The sequence below is a fragment of the Rhodococcus sp. Z13 genome, from assembly GCF_025837095.1.
GTDB classification, from domain to species: Bacteria; Actinomycetota; Actinomycetes; order Mycobacteriales; family Mycobacteriaceae; genus Rhodococcus; species Rhodococcus sacchari.
In genome coordinates this window covers 2816021-2835056 of the sequence record NZ_CP107551.1, presented here as the reverse complement: position 1 = coordinate 2835056, position 19036 = coordinate 2816021, and the positions used below count along the sequence as shown (strand labels likewise).

Annotated in this window: 19 protein-coding genes; 10 read left to right on the top strand and 9 right to left on the bottom strand. The window is 69.8% G+C overall.

Annotated features, from left to right (window positions below; genetic code table 11):
- Window positions 1-15: 15 nt before the first annotated feature.
- Window positions 16-948 carry an NAD(P)H-dependent flavin oxidoreductase gene (locus OED52_RS12930; protein WP_264151280.1) on the top strand — a complete coding sequence of 311 codons (933 nt, stop codon included), beginning with the start codon at window positions 16-18 and terminating at the stop codon, window positions 946-948.
- Window positions 949-1045: 97 nt separating this feature from the next.
- Window positions 1046-2029 (top strand): ABC transporter substrate-binding protein, encoded by a 984-nt coding sequence (locus tag OED52_RS12925; protein ID WP_264151279.1) that lies wholly within the window; start codon window positions 1046-1048, stop codon window positions 2027-2029.
- Between the two features lie 6 nt (window positions 2030-2035).
- Here OED52_RS12925 and OED52_RS12920 read toward each other — a convergent pair whose 3' ends face one another.
- Window positions 2036-3976 carry a glycoside hydrolase family 15 protein gene (locus OED52_RS12920; RefSeq protein WP_264151278.1) on the bottom strand — a complete coding sequence of 647 codons (1941 nt, stop codon included), beginning with the start codon at window positions 3974-3976 and terminating at the stop codon, window positions 2036-2038.
- A 66-nt stretch (window positions 3977-4042) separates the two neighbouring features.
- On the opposite strand from OED52_RS12920, the gene OED52_RS12915 reads away from it, so the two are divergent.
- From OED52_RS12915 to OED52_RS12895, 6 genes are all read left to right on the top strand, one after another.
- Window positions 4043-4249, top strand: coding sequence for a hypothetical protein (locus OED52_RS12915; protein WP_264151277.1), 207 nt, complete (start codon window positions 4043-4045; stop codon window positions 4247-4249).
- Between the two features lie 177 nt (window positions 4250-4426).
- Window positions 4427-4519, top strand: a complete 93-nt coding sequence (locus OED52_RS20775; protein ID WP_318841880.1) for an Ms4533A family Cys-rich leader peptide — start codon at window positions 4427-4429, stop codon at window positions 4517-4519.
- Window positions 4520-4664: 145 nt separating this feature from the next.
- Complete coding sequence (locus tag OED52_RS12910) at window positions 4665-5693, top strand: sulfate ABC transporter substrate-binding protein (RefSeq protein WP_264151276.1); 1029 nt, start codon at window positions 4665-4667, stop codon at window positions 5691-5693.
- Between the two features lie 4 nt (window positions 5694-5697).
- Entirely contained in the window at window positions 5698-6597 is a 900-nt protein-coding gene (cysT, locus tag OED52_RS12905; RefSeq protein ID WP_413247659.1) for a sulfate ABC transporter permease subunit CysT, read from the top strand.
- Window positions 6594-7400 carry a sulfate ABC transporter permease subunit CysW gene (gene cysW, locus OED52_RS12900; protein WP_264151275.1) on the top strand — a complete coding sequence of 269 codons (807 nt, stop codon included), beginning with the start codon at window positions 6594-6596 and terminating at the stop codon, window positions 7398-7400. The genes cysT and cysW overlap by 4 nt, the downstream gene beginning before the upstream one ends.
- Window positions 7397-8395, top strand: a complete 999-nt coding sequence (locus OED52_RS12895) for a sulfate/molybdate ABC transporter ATP-binding protein (protein WP_264151274.1) — start codon at window positions 7397-7399, stop codon at window positions 8393-8395. Before cysW ends, OED52_RS12895 begins: the two co-directional genes overlap by 4 nt.
- Before the next feature lie 28 nt (window positions 8396-8423).
- On the opposite strand, the gene OED52_RS12890 is transcribed toward OED52_RS12895, so the two are convergent.
- The 7 genes from OED52_RS12890 to OED52_RS12860 all read right to left on the bottom strand — a co-directional run bounded on the left by OED52_RS12890 (window position 8424) and on the right by OED52_RS12860 (window position 15878).
- On the bottom strand, window positions 8424-9314 hold the full coding sequence (locus tag OED52_RS12890) for a universal stress protein (RefSeq protein WP_264151273.1): 891 nt from the start codon (window positions 9312-9314) through the stop codon (window positions 8424-8426).
- A gap of 85 nt (window positions 9315-9399) precedes the next feature.
- Entirely contained in the window at window positions 9400-10290 is an 891-nt protein-coding gene (gene ppk2, locus OED52_RS12885; protein WP_264151272.1) for a polyphosphate kinase 2, read from the bottom strand.
- Between the two features lie 88 nt (window positions 10291-10378).
- Complete coding sequence (locus tag OED52_RS12880) at window positions 10379-11122, bottom strand: sirohydrochlorin chelatase (protein WP_264151271.1); 744 nt, start codon at window positions 11120-11122, stop codon at window positions 10379-10381.
- Complete coding sequence (locus tag OED52_RS12875; protein ID WP_264151270.1) at window positions 11119-12444, bottom strand: sulfate adenylyltransferase subunit 1; 1326 nt, start codon at window positions 12442-12444, stop codon at window positions 11119-11121. The genes OED52_RS12880 and OED52_RS12875 overlap by 4 nt, the downstream gene beginning before the upstream one ends.
- A gap of 2 nt (window positions 12445-12446) precedes the next feature.
- Entirely contained in the window at window positions 12447-13391 is a 945-nt protein-coding gene (gene cysD / locus OED52_RS12870) for a sulfate adenylyltransferase subunit CysD (RefSeq protein ID WP_264151269.1), read from the bottom strand.
- Entirely contained in the window at window positions 13388-14113 is a 726-nt protein-coding gene (locus tag OED52_RS12865) for a phosphoadenylyl-sulfate reductase (RefSeq protein WP_264151268.1), read from the bottom strand. The genes cysD and OED52_RS12865 overlap by 4 nt, the downstream gene beginning before the upstream one ends.
- A 46-nt stretch (window positions 14114-14159) precedes the next feature.
- Window positions 14160-15878, bottom strand: a complete 1719-nt coding sequence (locus tag OED52_RS12860; protein ID WP_264151267.1) for a nitrite/sulfite reductase — start codon at window positions 15876-15878, stop codon at window positions 14160-14162.
- 359 nt (window positions 15879-16237) lie between these two features.
- Between OED52_RS12860 and hemW the strand changes: the two genes are divergently transcribed.
- Window positions 16238-17488, top strand: a complete 1251-nt coding sequence (gene hemW, locus OED52_RS12855; protein WP_413247658.1) for a radical SAM family heme chaperone HemW — start codon at window positions 16238-16240, stop codon at window positions 17486-17488.
- Window positions 17489-17501: 13 nt separating this feature from the next.
- Here hemW and OED52_RS12850 read toward each other — a convergent pair whose 3' ends face one another.
- Window positions 17502-17840, bottom strand: a complete 339-nt coding sequence (locus OED52_RS12850; RefSeq protein WP_264151266.1) for a type II toxin-antitoxin system VapB family antitoxin — start codon at window positions 17838-17840, stop codon at window positions 17502-17504.
- 145 nt (window positions 17841-17985) lie between these two features.
- On the opposite strand from OED52_RS12850, the gene hrcA reads away from it, so the two are divergent.
- Window positions 17986-19029: a heat-inducible transcriptional repressor HrcA gene (gene hrcA / locus OED52_RS12845; RefSeq protein WP_264151265.1), complete on the top strand. Its 1044-nt coding sequence runs from the start codon at window positions 17986-17988 to the stop codon at window positions 19027-19029.
- Window positions 19030-19036: the final 7 nt, after the last annotated feature.

Below are 19036 nucleotides of genomic sequence, written 5' to 3'. Positions count from 1 at the left end.
ACCGGAAGGATGCGTGTGCTCGACACCTGGCTCACCCGTGAACTCGGAATCTCCGTTCCCCTCCTGGGTGCGCCCATGGGTGGCCGCGCCGGTGGACGCCTCGCCGGGGAGGTCACCCGCGCCGGTGGCCTCGGCCTGATCGGCGCGGCACGTTACAACACCCCCGAGTGGATCGAGGGGGAGGTCCGCACCGCCCGGGAGATCGGCGGGGGGCTGCTCGGCTTCGGGCTCATGACCTGGTCGCTGGACACCGACGACAGCCTGCTCACCGCGGTGCTCGCGCACCGGCCCCGCGTGGTGTCGCTGTCCTTCGGCGATCCGGCGCCCTACGTGCCGCGCGTGCACGACGCCGGGTCGCTGGCGATCTCGCAGATCAACACCATCGAGGACCTGCGGATCGCCGAGGCCGCGGGGGTCGACGCCGTCGTCGCCCAGGGCCACGAGGCCGGTGGCCACACCGGCCGGATCGGGACCCTGCCGCTGCTGCAGGAGGTCCTCGAGTCGACCTCCCTGCCGGTGCTCGCCGCCGGGGGCATCGCCTCCGGCCGCGGCCTGGCCGCGGTGCTCGCCGCCGGTGGCGCGGGCGCCTTCGTCGGCACCGCGCTGCTGGCCAGCCCGGAGACCGTCGGCCCCGACTATGCGCGCGGCCGGCTCGTCGCCGCGGGCAGCGCCGACACCGTCTACACCGACGTCTTCGACAAGGCCCGGCACCAGCCCTGGCCCGCTCGCTGGGGTGGCCGGGCCCTGCGCAACGCGTTCACCGAGGAATGGCACGGTCGCGGCGCCGACGAGGACACCCTTGCCGCGGCGTACACGGGCGATGACCCCGAGATCGGCGTCGTCTACGCCGGGGAGGCCGCGGGGCTGGTGCGGTCCGAACGGCCCGCCGGTGAGGTGATCCGGGACATCGCCGAGCAGGCCGAGAGCCTGCTGTCGCGCTTTCGTTGAGTGACGTCCGCTTCCGCCGATTGTGATCGATCCCGAGCGGGCCCCACGAACTGCGCCCGGGCGTTAAGGTGAGCCTCACCTGACACGGAGGTCGCCCATGCGTCGAGCCCTGCTGTCCGCGTGCGCACTCGTCCTGCTCGCGGTTCCCGCCCTCACCGCCTGCTCCGGCGACACCGAGGAGGCGTCCGCCACCAGCGGTGAGGCCGTCACCGTGGAGCACTCCTACGGCACGACGACGATCGAGGGCACTCCCGAACGGATCGTCGCGACGTCCAGCCAGTGGCTCGACGCGCTGCTCGAACTCGGAATCCAGCCCGTGGGCTACTACAGCGCCGGCTCCTACGGCGACGACCGCGGTCTCTATCCGTGGCAGACCGACGTCGACCCCGACGCCGTGGCGCTCGGCCCGGCCATCGAGGCGGGACAGATGCCCGTCGAGGAGATCGCCGCGCTCGAACCGGACCTCGTGCTCGGCGCGTGGCAGATCACCTCGCAGGGCGTCTACGACCGGATCTCGCAGGTCGCCCCGACCGTCGGTCCGCTCGGCGAGACCGGCGTCGACCGCTGGGACGAGCAGGTGCGGGTGCTCGGCGAGATCTTCGGCCGCACCGACGAGGCCGAGGGGATCATCGCCGATCGCAACGCCGACATCGAGGAGGCCGCGCTGCCCGGTCTCGAGGGCCGCACCGCTGTGCTCGCCCAGTACCTCATGAGCGACCAGCAGTTCGTCGTCGTCGCGAACCCGGACGACGGTGCCGCGCTGCTGTTCTCGCAGCTCGGCATGGTCATGCCGCCGGAACTCGTCGCGGAGGGGGAGGGCAAGCCCTTCGGCCGCGTGATGCTCGCCCCCGAACGCGTCGACGCGCTGGCCGCCGACCTGTTGGTGATCCTTCCCAACGGCGGTACCGAGCAGGACCTGATGGCCCTGCCCGGCTTCGACCTGCTGCCCGCCGTGACCGGCGGGGGCCTCGCCGTCGTCGATTATCCCACCGTGGTCGCGTTCAACACCCCGTCGTCGCTGTCGATCGGCTACGCCCTCGACGCGATCCGGCCGCAGCTCGAGACGGTCGGCGGCGCCTGACGCCGATCACGGCCCGTGGTGCGCGGGCCGGAAGTCGCCCGCGGTGATGTCGCGTTCGGCCCGGATGACGTGCACCACGGCGTTGATCAGCGCCAGATGGGTGAACGCCTGCGGGAAGTTGCCGAGATGCCGGCCCGTCTCCGGGTCGATCTCCTCGGCGTACAGCTTCAGCGGGCTCGCGTAGTCCAGCAGGTGCTGGCACAGCGCCGCCGCGCGGTCGACCTCCCCGATCTCGACGAGCGCCGACACCAGCCAGAACGAGCAGATGGTGAACGCGCCCTCCTTGCCGGACAGGCCGTCGTCGGTGGTCTCCACGCGGTAACGCAGCACCAGGCCGTCCTCGGTGAGCTCGTCGGCGATCGCCAGGACCGTGGCCCGCACCCGCGGATCGTCCGCCGGCAGGAAGCGCAGCAGCGGGATCAGCAGGGCGGAGGCGTCGAGGGAGGGATGCCCGTAGCGCTGGGTGAACACCCCGCGCTCGTCGACCCCGTGTTCGAGGATGTCGGCCTTGATCTCGTCGGCGATCGCGGACCACCGGCGGGCGTAGTCGGGGCGGCCCTGCAGTTCGGCGAGTTTCGCGCCGCGGTCGAGCGCCACCCAGCACATGACCTTCGACGACACGAAGTGCTGCGGCTCGCCGCGCACCTCCCAGATGCCCCGGTCCGGTTCCTTCCAGTGCGTGGCGGCCTCCTCCACCTGCCGCCGCAGCGTCGACAACAGGGTCTGCGGGATGTGCCCGCGCGACTTCACGTGCAGGTACACCGAGTCGAGGAGCGTGCCCCAGATGTCGTGCTGCCGCTGGTGGAAGGCGTCGTTGCCGATGCGCACGGGGGTGGCGCCGTCGTAGCCGCTGAGATGGTCGAGGGTCGCCTCGGGCAGTTCACGTTCGCCGCCCACCCCGTACATCACCTGCAGCGGCCGCTTGACCCCGTCCTCACTGCGGGAGACGTCGAGGATGAACGAGAAGAAGTCGTCGGCCTCACGATCGAAGCCCAGCGTGTACAGACCCCACAGGGCGAACGTCGAGTCGCGCACCCAGGCGTAGCGGTAGTCCCAGTTCCGTTCCCCACCCGGGGTCTCGGGCAGCGAGGTCGTCGACGCGGCGAGCAGCGCCCCGGTCGGGCTGTAGGTCAGGCCCTTGAGGGTCAGGGCGCTGCGTTGCAGGTAGGTGCGCCAGGGATGGTCGGGGAAGTGCCCCGTGGTGATCCACTCGCGCCAGAAGTCCTGCGTGGAGGTCATCTTGGCGGCGGCCTCCTCGAAGGTGCGCGGCATCGGCCGATCCCCCCAGGACAAGGCGACGAACGCTACGTCGCCCTTGTGCAACCGGCGGCGGGCGCGCACCTCGCGGTCCTCGATCCCCAGCCGCAGGTCCGTGGTGATCCGCAGCGCCGGGTGCTGGTCGGGGGCGTTGCGGCAGTAGGCGGTGGCCTCTTCGTAGACCTTGCCGGTGTAGCGCCACTCGGTGCGGCCGCGGTGGTAGTCGAAGGCCGGCTCGCACGTCACGTACAGGTCCACCGTGCCGTTCACGCACCGCACCGTGCGCAACAGCATGTGCTCGGCCTCCCAGTCCGAGGGCGTGCGCCGATGGTTCGTGGACCGCTCGTCGACGTCGTACCAGGGCGCCATGACCAGGGCGTCGCGCACGATCATCCAGCCGGTGTCCGTCTGCCAGGTCGTCTCGAGCACGACCCCGCCGGGAAGGTAGCGGCGTGCCGCGGGGACGGTGCGGTCGTGCGGGGACAGACGGAAGTGCCCGGCGCTGCGGTCCAGCAGCGCCCCGAACACGCTCGGGGAGTCGGGCCGGGGCACGCACATCCACTCCACGGTGCCGTCGCGGGCGATCAGGCAGGTCGTCTCGCAGTCCGACAGGAACGCGTAGTCGTCGATGGGTGGGAACGGGCTACGGCGGAACGGAGTTCTCGACAGGTGCGATGCGACGGGGTCCATCCGTCCATGATCGCTTCGTACCGGGCGGTTCGCAGCCGGGATCGCGAAGCCGATAGGGTAAGGGAGATGGATCGGGTGGCATCGTGGTGGGACGGATTCGAGCTGTGGCTCGCCGGCCTGTCCTTCGTTCCCCAGGTCGCGCTGGTGATGGTGGTACTGGTGCCGGCCTGCGCGGGAATCGCCTGGTTGCTCGACAGAGCGATGGCCGTCGCCTTCGCATTGGTCGGGCGGGGCGAGGACGACTCACCTGCCGACAGGACGGAGGACTGCTGACATGCCGCGTTCGCGCGTGACCCTGGCGCTCGTCGCGCTGCTGCTCATCGTCGTCGTCGCCTGGCTCGTCACCCGGTGATCACCCCGCTCGTCGCCCGGTGAAAACTGCCCGCGACGGGCCCGCCCTGCCGCTCCCGCCGATTTCGGGCGAACCGGAACCTCTGCTAATCTCGGCGCGTGTCCGCGACCGCGATGCCTCGAATCCGCCACGAGCTGGCGTTGATCGCTGTCGGCATGCCGTCGGTCGCCGACATCGACTGTTGTCGCTGAATCCTTCTTTCTCCGCGGTGTCGTCCGGCCCTCCGCCGGTGCCGCCTTCGCGAATTCGGGCCCCTCCCCGGGACAGTCCTCCGGACACAGCCGTGGGCCGGTTCGCATTCCATCCCTGAATCAGCCCCTCAGGAAGGCTCGCGCCATGTTCACACGTTCCAGATTCCTCGCCGCCGCGGTCGCCGCCGTAGCCGTCACCGCACTGACCGCGTGCTCGGGTGGTTCCAGCGACACCGTCGGCTCCGAGGCCGGTGCCGACGGCTCCGGCGGGACGGTCAACCTCTACGCCTACGCCGTGCCGAAGGTCGGTTTCGACCTCGTCATCCCCGCCTTCCAGGAGACCGAGGCCGGGGAGGACGTCGCCTTCCAGCAGTCCTACGGCGCCTCCGGCGACCAGTCCCGCAAGGTCCGCGACGGTGCCGAGGCCAACTTCGTCAACTTCTCCGTCGAACCCGACATCACCCGTCTCGTCGACGCCGGACTCGTCGACGAGGACTGGAACGCCAACGCCTACAACGGGATCCCCTTCGGGTCCGTCGTGACCATCGTCGTCCGCGAGGGCAACCCGAAGAACATCCGGGACTGGGACGACCTGCTGCAGCCCGGCGTCGAGGTCGTCACCCCCAATCCGTTCAGCTCCGGCTCGGCGAAGTGGAACCTGCTCGCACCGTACGCGGCGAAGAGCAACGGCGGCGCCGACCCGCAGGCCGGCATCGACTACGTCACCGAGCTGGTCACCGAGCACGTGAAGGTGCAGCCGAAGTCGGGCCGCGAGGCCACCGAGACCTTCCTGCAGGGCACCGGCGACGTGCTGCTGAGCTACGAGAACGAGGCGCTGTTCATCGAACGCAACGGCGATCCCGTCGAGCACGTCACCCCGCCCGCCACCTTCAAGATCGAGAATCCGGCGGCGGTGCTGAAGAACGCGCAGGACGCCGAGGTCGCGCAGGCGTTCAACGACTTCCTGTACACCCCCGAGGCGCAGCGCCTGTGGGCCGAGGCCGGTTTCCGGCCCGTCGACCCGGCCGTTGCCGAGGAGTTCGCCGCCGAGTTCCCGCAGCCGGAGAAGCTGTGGACCGTCGCCGATCTCGGCGGCTGGGACACCGTGAACGAGGAACTGTTCGCGGACGGCACCGGCACCATCGCGGTGATCTACGACAACGCCACGAAGTAGGACCATGAGCGTGACCGTCTCCGAGGACACCGCGGACCGGGGAGCCACCGCTCCCGGGTCCGCGGTCCCGCGTCGCATCCCCGACCGTCGCCGCCCACGCCGCCGGATCTTCTCCGGCGCCGTGGGGCCGCTGGGCATCGGCATCGCCACCCTGTGGCTGAGCGTGATCGTGCTGCTGCCGTTGGCGGCGCTGGCCGTGCACTCGGTGTCCGACGGCCCCGCCGGCTTCTGGAACGCGGTCACCGCCCCCGCCGCCCTGGCGACCCTGCGGATCACCGTCCTGGTCTCGCTCGTCGTCGCGGCGATCAACGCCGTCATGGGCACCCTCATCGCGTGGGTGCTCGTGCGCGACGAGTTCCCCGGCAAGAAGGTCGTCAACGCCCTGATCGACCTGCCGTTCGCGCTGCCCACCATCGTCGCGAGCATCGTGCTGCTCTCGCTCTACGGACCGCAGAGCCCGATCGGGGTGCAGCTCAACGCCACCACCTTCGGCCTCGGGATCGCCCTCGCGTTCGTGACCCTGCCGTTCGTGGTGCGGTCGGTGCAGCCCGTGCTGATCGAGACCGACCACGAGGTCGAGGAGGCCGCCGCCTCCCTCGGCGCCGGCAACGTCACGATCTTCCGCCGCGTCGTGCTGCCGGTACTGGCCCCGGCGATCCTGTCCGGAACCGGCCTGGCGTTCGCCCGCGCCATCGGCGAGTACGGATCGATCGTGCTCATCGGCGGCAACATCCCCTACCGGACGCAGGTCGCCTCGCAGTACATCCAGCAGCAGATCGAGATCGACCGGTCCGTCAACGCCGCCGCCGTGTCGGTGGTGCTGCTGCTCATCGCGTTCGCCGTGCTGTTCGTGCTGCGCGTGGTCGCGCACCGCGGTCAGCGCCGGGAGGAGGACGACCGGTGAAACCGTCCCTCGCTTCGCGCCTGTCGCTGCGCTTCGTCGCCCTGGCCTACCTGCTCGTGCTGCTGATCGTGCCCATCGGCGTGATCCTCTACCGCACCTTCGAGAACGGCGTCATGGCGTTCGTCGAGTCGATCAGCACCCCCGCGGCGATCTCGGCGCTGAACCTGTCGCTGCTGATCGTCGCGATCGTCGTGCCGGTGAACGTGATCTTCGGCATCGTCGTCGCGCTCGCCCTCGTGCGCGGCCGCTTCCCGGGACGCGGTCTCCTGCAGGCCGTCGTGGACCTGCCCTTCGCCGTGTCCCCGATCGTCGTGGGTGTCGCCCTGATCATGCTGTGGGGCGCCAACGGCTGGTTCGGTGCGATCGAGAATCTCGGCTTCAAGGTGATCTTCGGACTGCCCGGCATGGTCCTCGCCACCATCTTCGTGACCCTGCCGTTCGTCGTCCGTGAGGTCGAACCGGTGCTGCGCGAGATCGGGGAGGAACAGGAACAGGCCGCCGCGACCCTCGGCGCCGACGCCTGGCAGACCTTCTGGCGCATAACCCTACCCGCGATCCGCTGGGGCCTGACCTACGGCATCGTCCTCACCGTGGCCCGCGCGCTCGGCGAGTTCGGCGCCGTCATCATGGTCTCGTCCGGATTCCCCGGCGTCTCGCAGACCCTGACCCTGCTCGTGCACGCCCGGTACATCGACGACCACAACACCTTCGGCGCCTACAGCGCCGCCACCCTGCTCATGGCCATCGCAGTGATCGTGCTGTTGCTGATGACCCTGCTCGACCGCAAGAGGAGCACCGAATGATCACCGTCACCGGGGCGCGGAAGAACTACGGCGACTTCGCCGCACTCGACGACGTCGACATCGAGATCCCCTCGGGGTCGCTCACCGCTCTGCTCGGCCCCTCGGGCTCGGGGAAGTCCACCCTGCTGCGGTCCATCGCCGGTCTCGAGACCCTCGACCACGGCACGGTCCGCATCGCCGGCAAGGACGTCACCGACGTGACCCCGCAGAAACGCGACATCGGCTTCGTGTTCCAGCACTACGCGGCCTTCAAGCACATGACCGTCCGCGAGAACGTCGCGTTCGGCCTGAAGATCCGCAAGCGGCCCAAGGCGGAGATCACCAAGCGCGTCGACGACCTGCTCGAGATCGTCGGACTCGGTGGTTTCCAGAACCGCTATCCGGCCCAGCTGTCCGGCGGTCAGCGCCAGCGCATGGCCCTGGCGCGCGCCCTCGCCGTCGACCCGCAGGTGCTGCTGCTCGACGAACCGTTCGGTGCCCTCGACGCCAAGGTCCGCGCCGACCTGCGCACCTGGCTGCGCCGCCTCCACGACGAGGTGCACGTGACCACCGTGCTCGTCACCCACGACCAGGAGGAGGCGCTCGACGTCGCCGACCGCATCGCGGTGATGAACGCCGGTCGCATCGAGCAGATCGGCGCGCCCGACGAGCTCTACGACCGGCCCGCGAACACCTTCGTGATGTCCTTCCTCGGCACGGTGTCGAAGCTCAACGGTGTGCTGGTGCGTCCGCACGACATCCGGCTGGCGCGGCAGCCCGAGCTGCCGGCCGCGGAGCAGGGCGAGGCCGGGACCGGCGTGATCCGGTCGACCGTCGAGCGGGTGGTGAGGCTCGGCTTCGAGGTGCGCGTGGAACTGCGCAACGACGCGACGGGGGAGCTGTTCACCACCCAGATCACGCGGGGGGAGGCGCAGGATCTCGGTCTCGTCGCCGGCGACACCGTCTACGCGCACGCCCCGATCGGAGTGCGCGACGGGGCCGACACGCCGGCCTGACCATCACCGGCCCCACCACCACCGGCCGCTACTGCTCGTCGGAGCGTTCGCGTTCGGCGGTGCGGTCGTGCGCGGGGGTCCGGCACACCATGACCGGGCAGCGGCTGTGGTGGATCAGCCCCTGGCTGCTCGACCCGACCACCGCCGCGGCCAGCGGACTGCGGCCATGGCTGCCCACCACCACCAGCTGCGCGGTTTTCGACTCCTCCTGCAGCACGATGTCCGGCTTGCCGCGTTCGACGCGATAGGTGACCTCCACGTCCGGGTGCTTCTCGGCGTGCCCGGCCATGTGCTCGGTCATCTCGTTCCGGCGGAACTCCACATAGTCGGTCCAATCCCGGAACCGGGAGCCCTCGCCGTAGGTGAGGGTGGACTGCTCGGTCCAGGTGTGGACGGCGATCAGCGGGGCCTCGAGCGCCGCTGCCAGCGCATAGGAGTGCTCCACCGCCGCCGCGCTGAGCTCGGTGCCGTCGACCCCGACGACCACGGGCCGGCTGTCGGGCACCCGGAACCCGTCGACGCTGCGCCAGGTCACCACCGGGCACTCGGCGTGGTTGGCGATCGAGACGACGTCGGAACGCTTGATCATCGACTCCCACTCGGTGGTGGTGGTGTGACCGAGCACCACCATCCGGGCCGTGTGCGACATCTCCGTGAGCACCCGGTCGGGCCTGCCGGAGGGCGTGGACCGGGTGATCTCGACACCGTCGACGACCGCCCGCGCGGCGTTCTCCGCGGCGGAGAGCACCGCCTCGGCGGGCTCGGTGGTCGAGTCGGACGAATGAGGATGCGCGTGGACCAGTTCGACCGGTTCACCGAGACGCCGGGCGATGCACGCCGCCCATCGGGCCGCATCGACGGCGCTGTCCGAGCCGTCGACGCCGACCACGATGCCGCGACGGGGTTGCGATGTGTCCATGTGACCTCCTCGCTCCACCGTCCAGTGTGGTACGGATCACGGAGATTTGGCCAGTTTCCGTCGATTCGTTGCGACGGCGGTGCCGTCAGTCCCCGACGGCGTCCTTGCCGCGCTGCACGATCTTCGGGTCGGCGGGGAAGACGATCTGCGGGTCCTTGTCGTCGTAGTCGAACTGGTTGAGGAAGAACCGCATCGCGTTGATCCGCGCCCGCTTCTTGTCGTTGGACTTGATGGTCGTCCACGGCGCCCAGTCGGTGTCGGTGCGCCGGAACATCTCCTCCTTGGCCTCGGTGTACTTGTCCCACTTGTCGAGCGACTCGAGGTCCATCTCCGACAGCTTCCAGCGGCGCACCGGATCGAGCTGGCGGATCGCGAAGCGGGTGCGCTGCTCGTTGCGGGTGACCGAGAACCAGAACTTTGTCAGCGAGATCCCGGATTCGACGACGAGCTGTTCGAACAGCGGCACGTGCTGCATGAACAGTTCGTATTCCTCGTCGGTGCAGAAGCCCATGACCCGTTCCACACCGGCACGGTTGTACCAGGAGCGGTCGAACATGACGAGCTCACCGGCGGTGGGGAAGTGCTGGACGTAGCGCTGCATGTACCACTGGCCGTGTTCACGGTCGGACGGCTTGTTCAGCGCGACGGTGCGGGCGTGCCGGACGTTGATGTACTCCTGGAACCGTTTGATCGTGCCGCCCTTGCCCGCGGCGTCGCGGCCCTCGAACACGATGATGTGCTTGGTGCCGTTGTCCTTCGCCCACGACTGGAACTTCAACAGTTCGATCTGCAGCAGGTACTTCTCCACCTCGTAGGTGGCGCGGTCCATGCGGGTGTCGTAGGGGTAGTTCTCCCGCCAGGTGTCGACGGCCCGGCCCTCGATGTCGATCAGATCCGGGTCCTCGCCGTGATCGTCGCGGACCGAGTATCCCTCGGTGCGGAGCCGATCGATGTAACGGCGAAGTTCGTTCTGCACGCCAGGCCCTCCCCGGAAGCGACGGTTGTGCATTCCGTTGTAGCCGAGGAGGACCGATCGGGCGAACCCGACCGGGAAGAAGACCGGTTCAGGCCGCCCGCAGCGCGCGGGCCCGCGAGAGGGCCTCGGTGTAGCGTGCGTCGATCACCCGGGCGAGGGCGCCGTGACCGGCGAGAGTCGCCGCGGTCCGCACCTGCGGCATCGATTCCGCTGCGGCACAGGCCCGGTCCCACAACAGCCCGGGCGCGAGGATCCACGGGGTGAGCACCACGGTGCGGGCACCGCGGGTGGTGAGATCGGCGATCGCCGCCTCGACGGACAGGTCGGTGGTGGCGAAGCAGGTGGCCTCCCGTGTCCACGCCGTGCCGGCGAGGATCCGCGGCGCGATCGACTCGGTGGCGCGGTTGGCCTCGGGGCGCCGCGATCCCACGGCGCACAGCGCGACCCCGACCGAGGGATCGTCCACCGACACGCCCGTGGCCGTGATGCGGTCGCGGGCCGCGGCGACGAGCAGGTCGTCGTCGCCGAGGATGTCCGAGCACAGGATCTCGAGGAGCGGGTGACGCTGCTGCGCCTCCCGCAGCAGGGCCGGCAGATCGACGCGGGCGTGGAAGGCGCTGCCGAGCAGCAGCGGCACGACCACCACCCGCCGGTGCCCCTCGGCGGCGAGCGCGCCGAGCACCTGGGGGACCGACGGGGTGTTCAGGTCCAGGAACGCCAATCGCACGTCGCGGCCCGGGTGTTCGGCCCGCAGCGCCGCGAGCACGGCGGCCACGGCCCGCGCGGACCGCGGGTCGCGGCTGCCGTGCGCGACGGCGACGAGCGGCGTCATGCCGGGACGCTGTCCCCGAGATCGATGGCGGCCAGACCGTTGCCGATCAGACCCGCGGCGAGGGTGTTGCCCCCGGCCGGATCTATGAGCAGGAAGCTGCCGGAGCGGCGGTTGACGCGGTAGTCGTCTGCGGCGATCGGCTCGGCGACCCGCACGGTGATCCGCGCGATCTCGTTCAGCTCGATGCTGTCCGGGGTGGGCACGGAGGTGAGGTTCTGCTCGTCGAACCGCTCCTCGATGGTGCCCACGATCGCCTGGGTGACGCGGGTGCCGTGCTTGAGCAGCAGCCGGGCGCCGGGGCGCAGCGGCTTCTCCGCCAGCCAGCACACGGTGGCCTCGAACTCCGACAACGACTCCGGGGCGTCCTGCGGCGACGCGATGATGTCGCCGCGCGAGACGTCGACGTCGTCGGCGAGGATCAGGGTCACCGAGCGGCCGGCGTGGGCGACGTCGAACTCGCCGTCCGGGGAGTCGATGCGCTCGACGGTGGTGCGGACACCCGAGGGCAGCACGACGACCTCGTCGCCGGGCCGCACCGAGCCGGCCGCGATCTGACCGGCGTAACCCCGGTAGTCGGGGTACTCGGCGGTGCGGGGACGGATGACGTACTGCACCGGGAACCGCAGGCCCGTCTCGTGACGGCCGTGCACGTCGGCGTCCACCGGCACCGACTCGAGGTACTCGATGAGGGTGGGGCCGTCGTAGTAGGGGGTGTTCTCGCTGCGGACGGCGACGTTGTCGCCGTGCAGCGCGGACACCGGGATCTCCTGGACGTCCTCGGGCGCCCAGCCGAGCGAGGAGGTCAGCTCCCCGAACTCCGCGGAGATCTGGGCGAACACGGTCGCCGGGTCCTCGACGAGGTCGATCTTGTTGACGGCGAGGACCAGCTTCGGCACACCCAGCAGGGCGAGCACGGCCGCGTGCTTGCGGGTCTGCGCGACCACACCCTTGCGGGCGTCGACGAGCAGCACGACGAGCTGCGCGGTGGACGCACCGGAGACGGTGTTGCGGGTGTACTGGACGTGACCGGGGGTGTCGGCCAGCACGAAGCTGCGCTTCGGCGTCGCGAAGTAGCGGTAGGCCACGTCGATGGTGATGCCCTGCTCCCGCTCGGCGCGCAGGCCGTCGACGAGCAGCGACAGGTCGGGGGTGTCGAGACCGCGGTCGACCGAGGCGCGCGTGACGGCGTCGATCTGATCGGCGAGCACCGACTTGGTGTCGTACAGCAGCCGGCCCACCAGGGTGGACTTGCCGTCGTCGACCGACCCCGCGGTGGCCAGACGCAGCAGCTGCGTGTCGGTGCGCTCGTGGAAGTCGCTCATGATCAGAAATAGCCCTCTCGCTTGCGGTCTTCCATGGCCGCTTCGGAAACACGGTCGTCGCCGCGGGTGGCGCCGCGCTCGGTCAGCCGCGACGCGGCGACCTCGGCGAGGATCTCCTCGTTGGTGGCGGCCTCGGACAGGATCGCGCCGGTGGTGGACCCGTCGCCGACGGTGCGGTAGCGCACCGAGCGGACCTCGAGTTCCTCGCCGTCGGCCGGTCCGCCCCACACGCCCGGCGTCATCCACATGCCGTCGCGGCGGTAGACGGGACGCTCGTGGGCGTAGTAGATGCTCGCCAGTTCGACGTTCTCGCGGGCGATGTAGCGCCAGATGTCGAGCTCGGTGAAGTTGCTCAGCGGGAACACGCGCACGTGCTCACCCGGTGCGTGCCGGCCGTTGTAGAGATTCCACAGCTCGGGTCGCTGACGCTTCGGGTCCCACTGGCCGAAGGCATTGCGCAGCGAGAAGATCCGCTCCTTCGCGCGGGAGCGTTCCTCGTCGCGGCGGCCGCCGCCGAAGACCGCGTCGAAGCGGTTCTCCGAGATGGCGTCGAGCAGCGGAACGGTCTGCAGCGGATTGCGGATCCCGTCGGGACGCTCGGTGAGGCGACCGTCGGCGAGGTACTCCTCGACGCTCGCGACGTGCAGGCGCAGGTTGTACTTCTCGACCACGTGGTCGCGGAACTCGAGCACCTCGGGCAGGTTGTGCCCGGTGTCGACGTGCAGCAGCGCGAACGGCAGCGGCGCCGGCCAGAACGCCTTGATCGCCAGGTGCAGCAGGACCGTCGAGTCCTTGCCACCCGAGAAGAGGATGACGGGACGCTCGAACTCGCCCGCGACCTCGCGGAAGACGTGGATCGCCTCCGACTCGAGGGCATCGAGCGTGTCGAACTTGCTGCCGTCCAAGGTGGTCCGGGTTCCGGTGGGATTCGAATCGATGAGTGTCATGAGGCGTGCAACCCGCATTCGGTCTTGGCGCGGCCGGCCCAGCGTCCACTGCGCGGATCGGCCCCTGGAAGTGGTTTGGTGGTGCACGGGGCACATCCGATGGACGGATAGCCCTCGTCGACGAGGGGATTGACGAGGATCCCGTGCTCGTCGATGTAGTTCTGCATGTCCTCGTCGGTCCATGCCGCGATCGGATTGATCTTCACGAGTCCGAACGCCTCGTCGAAGGAGATGAGCGGGGCATTCGCACGCGTGGGTGCCTCCACGCGGCGAATGCCCGTCACCCAGGCGCGGTACCCCTTCAGCATGTTCTTCAGGGGCACCACCTTCCGCAGACGACAGCACTCGTTCGGGTCGCGGGCGAACAGATCCTTGCCGAGCAGGGCGTCCTGCTCGGCAACGGACTGTTCCGCCTCGGCGGTGACGATGTTCACGCCGTACACCTGCGCCACCGCGTCCCGCGTGCCGAGGGTCTCGGCGAAGTGGTAACCGGTGTCGAGGAACAGCACGTCCACACCCGGGCGCTGCTGCGCCGCCAGGTGGACGAGAACCCCGTCCTGCATGTTGGACGCGACCACGTACCCGCTGCGTCCGTGCTCCGTGGCGGTACCGAACGTCTCGTCGGTCCACCGCAGGAGCTCCTGTGCCGACGCGCCTTCGAGCTCTGCTGCCCCCTGCGCGGCAATGCGTCGAAGTTCGTCGGTGTTCGTGTCGATCGTCATCGAATCGGTTCCTGCTCCCTGATCGTGTCGCTGTTGCCCGAATCGCTCATCGCAGGTCCGCCTCCTCGGCCCGCAGGACCCACTCGCCGAACCGCTCGCCCTCGGTGCGCTGCTTGACGAAGTTGCGCACCACCCGCTCGATATAGTCGCCCAGCTCGGCGCTGGAGACCTTGTGCTGACGCAGCTTGCGGCCGAACCTCGCATCGAAACCGAGCGCGCCGCCGAGGTGTACCTGGAAGCCCTCGACCTGGTTGCCCTCACCGTCGTCGACGAGCTGGCCCTTGAAGCCGATGTCGGCGATCTGCGACCGCGCGCACGAGTTCGGGCAGCCGTTGATGTTCACCGTGATCGGCACGTCGAGCTGCGCGTTGATGTCGGCGAGGCGTTCCTCGAGCTCCGGCACGAGCGACTGCGACCGCTTGCGCGTCTCGACGAACGACAGCTTGCAGAACTCGATGCCCGTGCAGGCCATCAGGTTCTTGCGCCACGGCGACGGCGAGGCCGGCAGTCCCAGCTCCTCGAGTTCCGCGACGAGATGCTCGACCTTGTCGTCGGCCACGTCGAGGACGATCAGCTTCTGGTACGGCGTGAACCGGATGCGGTCCGAACCGGCCCGCTCGGCGGCGTCGGCGACCTTCGACAGGATCGTGCCCGACACACGGCCGGCGATCGGTGCGACACCCACGGCGTTGAGGCCGTTGCGCAGCTTCTGCACCCCGACGTGGTCGATGGGCCGCACCGGGGCCTCCGGCGCGGGGCCGTCGATCAGCGGGCGCTTCAGGTACTCGGTCTCGAGGACCTCGCGGAACTTCTCGATGCCCCAGTCCTTGACGAGGAACTTCAGGCGCGCCTTCGAACGCAGGCGGCGGTAGCCGTAGTCGCGGAAGATCGCGACGACCGCCTCCCACACGTCGGGCACCTCGTCGAGCGGCACCCATGCGCCGACGCGCTGGGCGAGCATCGGGTTGGTGGACAGGCCGCCGCCGACCCACAGGTCGAAACCGGGGCCGTGCTCGGGATGCTCGACACCGATGAAGGCGACGTCGTTGATCTCGTGCACGACGTCCTGCTGACCGGAGATGGCGGTCTTGAACTTGCGCGGCAGGTTCGAGTACTGAGGGTCGCCGATGTAGCGGCGCACGATCTCGTCGATCGCCGGGGTGCCGTCGATGACCTCGTCGAGCGACTCGCCGGCGAGCGGCGAACCGAGCACGACACGCGGGCAGTCGCCGCACGCCTCGGTGGTCTTCAGACCGACGGACTCGAGCCGGCGCCAGATCTCCGGGACGTTCTCGACCTCGATCCAGTGGTACTGGACGTTCTCGCGGTCGGACAGATCCGCGGTGTCGCGGGCGAACTCGGTGGAGATCCCGGCGATGGTGCGCAGCTGGGCCAGGTTCAGGGCGCCGGCGTCGCAGCGCACCCGCATCATGAAGTACTTGGCCTCGAGCAGGTCGATGTTCTCGTCGCCGGTGTATGTGCCGTCGTAGCCCTGCTCACGCTGGGTGTACAGGCCCCACCAGCGGAACCGGCCGCGGAGGTCTGCCTTGTCGATGCCGTCGAAACCGGTGTGGGCGTAGATGTTCTCGATACGCTTGCGGACGTTGAGGGGGTTGTCGTCCTTCTTCGTCTGCTCGTTGGCGTTGAGCGGTTCGCGGTAGCCGAGGGCCCACTGTCCTTCGGCGCGCCGCTTGGCGGGGCGCGCAGCACGCCGTGCGGGCTGGGCCGGCTCGGCGGCGGGAGTGGCGTCGGTGGTCGACGACATGCAGGTGCTCCTGATGTTCGCGGGGAGAACCGGGTCGACGGGCGCAGGAGGGGGCTGATCCTCGTGCACGCATGGTTCGACCCGGCAGGGATCTGGACTATGCCGGGAGAGTGCCGACTACGAACAGTCGGCGCACAGACATGCGGCGCACGGCAGACAACAGGACGCGCAGACGCGCTTGAAGTCGACGTGGCGTCGCGCCACCAGTCGCACTCCGGATCCTGTCATGCGGCCCATTGTGCCACGTCACACGGACGATTCCGAATCGTGGGCGGCATTTCCACCGAAATCGCGGGAAATGTCGAGGTAGGCGCCTCGTGGGGGATTCGTCCCCCTGCGTCTCTGGAACACTGGAGGGCGTGAACGACACCCGGATCGGTCCTCGGACCGCACAGGAGACCTGCCCGGCCGGCCTCGACCTGCCCGACTCGGCCCTCGCAGGCGTGGGGACCCGTCCGTTCGGGGTGTACGTGCACGTCCCGTTCTGCGCGACCCGCTGCGGCTACTGCGACTTCAACACCTACACCGCCGGGGAACTCGGCAGCGCCGCGTCCGCGCAGTCCTGGCTCGACGGGTTGCGCCGCGAACTCGACGCCGGGGCCCGGCTGCTGGCCCGCGACGGCCGCACCGTGCCCGCCGCGGAGACCGTCTTCGTCGGCGGCGGCACGCCCTCGCTGCTCGGCGCCGACGGACTCGCGCGGGTGCTCGACGCGGTCCGCGACTCCTTCGGTCTCGCCGCGGGCGCCGAGGTCACCACCGAGTCGAACCCCGAATCGACGTCTCCGCAGTTCTTCGCCGGCATCCGCGAGGCCGGCTACACCCGGGTGTCGCTGGGCATGCAGTCCGCCGCCCCGCACGTGCTCGCGGTGCTCGACCGTACCCACACCCCGGGCCGACCCGTCGCGGCGGCGGAGGAGGCCCGCGCCGCCGGTTTCGAACACGTCAACCTCGACCTCATCTACGGCACCCCCGGCGAACGCGACGCCGATCTCGACGCCTCCCTCGACGCCGTGCTCGCCGCGGGCGTCGACCACGTCTCCGCCTACGCGCTCATCGTCGAAGACGGCACCGCCCTCGCCCGCCGCGTCCGCCGCGGCGAACTGCCCGCCCCGGACGACGATGTCCTCGCCGCCCGCTACGAACGGATCGACGCGCGCCTGGCCGAGGCCGGGATGACCTGGTACGAGGTGTCCAACTGGGCGAAGGCCGACGACCCGTCGGCGCGCTGCACCCACAACCTCGGCTACTGGGACGGCGGCGACTGGTGGGGTGCCGGCCCCGGCGCGCACAGCCACGTCGGCGGGGTGCGCTGGTGGAACGTCAAGCATCCCGCCCGCTACAGCGCCACCCTCGCCGACGGGAAGCTGCCGGTGGCCGGCAGCGAACAGCTCACTGCCGAGGACCGGCACACCGAACTGGTGATGCTCACCGTGCGGCTGCGCACCGGCCTGCCGCTGTCCGCCCTCGACGAGGGGGAGCGCGCGGCGGCCCGCACCGTCGTCGCCGACGGTCTGGCGGTGGAACGTGACGAGCATCTCGTGCTGACCGACCGGGGCCGCCTGCTCGCCGACGCCGTGGTCCGCACGATCCTGCTCGGCGGCGAGGACTGAACCTCGGCCGGTCTCAGTCGTGGTGGTCGGCCTCGGCCCGGCCGGGCGTGGGGGTCAGCGCGTCGTACTCGAACACCCGCACGTGCATGACCGGCCGGTTGCGCAGCGCCGACTGCACCGCCCGGTGCAGCCCGTCCTCGAGATAGAGCACGCCCTGCCACTGCACGGCGTGCGGGAACAGATCGCCGTAGAAGGTGGAGTCCTCGGACAGCAGCCGGTCCAGTTCGAGGACCTTGGTCGTGGTGACGATCTCGTCGAGGCGCACCTGACGCGGTGGGATCCGCGACCAGTCACGCAGAGACAGTCCGTGATCGGGATACGGCTTGCCGTCCCGGACGCCCTTGAAGATCATGCGAACACCCTACGGCGACGGTGGCCGGGCCCGACGAGCCGTGTCGGACCTGTGCCCGGCGGCTGCACCGTCGTCACACGACTAGACTGGCAGGGTACGGCCCCGATCGGTAGGCCCTGCAGTCGGTGGAAACGGAGGTGGCGGGTTGTCGAGTACCGAGGAGCGGAGATTCAAGGTCTTGCGCGCCATCGTGGCGGATTACGTATCCACCAAGGAGCCCATCGGATCCAAGACTCTCGTCGACCGGCACAACCTCGGCGTCTCCAGCGCCACCGTCCGCAACGACATGGCCGTGCTCGAGGCCGAGGGATACATCACGCAGACGCACACGAGCTCCGGGCGCGTGCCCACCGACAAGGGCTACCGGCAGTTCGTGGACCGGATCGCGGAGGTCAAGCCGCTGTCGGCGGCCGAACGCCGCGCGATCCTGAAGTTCCTCGAATCCGGCGTCGACCTCGACGACGTGCTGCGGCGCGCGGTGCGCCTGCTCGCGCAGCTCACCCGGCAGGTCGCGATCGTGCAGTACCCGACGCTGTCGGCGTCGTCGGTGCGCCACCTCGAGGTCGTCGCCCTGACACCGGCACGGCTGCTGCTCGTGCTCATCACCGATTCCGGTCGCGTCGACCAGCGCATCGTCGAACTCGGCGACGTGATCACCGACGAGAACCTGTCCCGCCTGCGCGAACTGCTCGGCGCCGCCCTCACCGGCAAGCGCCTGGCGGCCGCGTCCATCGCGGTGACGGAACTCGCCGACAACGCCCCCGAGGAGGTCCGCGACGCGGTCATCCGCTGCACCACGGTGCTGGTGGAGACGCTCGTGGAGCACCCGGAGGAACGCCTCGTGCTCGGCGGCACCGCCAACCTCACCCGCAACGCGGCGGATTTCGACGGGCACGGGGACGTGCCGGGCTCGCTGCGCACGGTGCTCGAGGCGCTCGAGGAACAGGTGGTCGTGCTCAAGCTGCTCGCCAGCAGCACCGACCCCGGCCGGGTGACCGTCCGGATCGGCGAGGAGACCCAGTTCGAGGAGATGCGGACCACCTCCGTCGTGTCCACCGGCTACGGTGCCGCGGGTGCGGTCTTCGGTGGGCTGGGTGTGCTCGGCCCCACCCGGATGGACTATCCGGGAACCATCGCATCGGTCGCGACCGTTGCGAGATATATCGGCGAGGTGCTCGGTGAGCGCTGAGCGGGGG

Excerpts from the sequence above, each read along its gene's own strand:
- OED52_RS12890 (WP_264151273.1), bottom strand. The coding sequence starts at position 9,314 with ATGGACACATCGCAACCCCGTCGCGGCATCGTGGTCGGCGTCGACGGC.
- OED52_RS12865 (WP_264151268.1), bottom strand. The coding sequence starts at position 14,113 with ATGACGATCGACACGAACACCGACGAACTTCGACGCATTGCCGCGCAG.
- cysT (WP_413247659.1), top strand. The coding sequence starts at position 5,698 with ATGAGCGTGACCGTCTCCGAGGACACCGCGGACCGGGGAGCCACCGCT.
- OED52_RS12895 (WP_264151274.1), top strand. The coding sequence starts at position 7,397 with ATGATCACCGTCACCGGGGCGCGGAAGAACTACGGCGACTTCGCCGCA.
- OED52_RS12920 (WP_264151278.1), bottom strand. The coding sequence starts at position 3,976 with ATGGACCCCGTCGCATCGCACCTGTCGAGAACTCCGTTCCGCCGTAGC.
- OED52_RS12850 (WP_264151266.1), bottom strand. The coding sequence starts at position 17,840 with ATGATCTTCAAGGGCGTCCGGGACGGCAAGCCGTATCCCGATCACGGA.
- OED52_RS12910 (WP_264151276.1), top strand. The coding sequence starts at position 4,665 with ATGTTCACACGTTCCAGATTCCTCGCCGCCGCGGTCGCCGCCGTAGCC.
- OED52_RS12915 (WP_264151277.1), top strand. The coding sequence starts at position 4,043 with ATGGATCGGGTGGCATCGTGGTGGGACGGATTCGAGCTGTGGCTCGCC.
- cysD (WP_264151269.1), bottom strand. The coding sequence starts at position 13,391 with ATGACACTCATCGATTCGAATCCCACCGGAACCCGGACCACCTTGGAC.
- OED52_RS12860 (WP_264151267.1), bottom strand. The coding sequence starts at position 15,878 with ATGTCGTCGACCACCGACGCCACTCCCGCCGCCGAGCCGGCCCAGCCC.
- OED52_RS12875 (WP_264151270.1), bottom strand. The coding sequence starts at position 12,444 with ATGAGCGACTTCCACGAGCGCACCGACACGCAGCTGCTGCGTCTGGCC.
- OED52_RS12925 (WP_264151279.1), top strand. The coding sequence starts at position 1,046 with ATGCGTCGAGCCCTGCTGTCCGCGTGCGCACTCGTCCTGCTCGCGGTT.
- OED52_RS12880 (WP_264151271.1), bottom strand. The coding sequence starts at position 11,122 with ATGACGCCGCTCGTCGCCGTCGCGCACGGCAGCCGCGACCCGCGGTCC.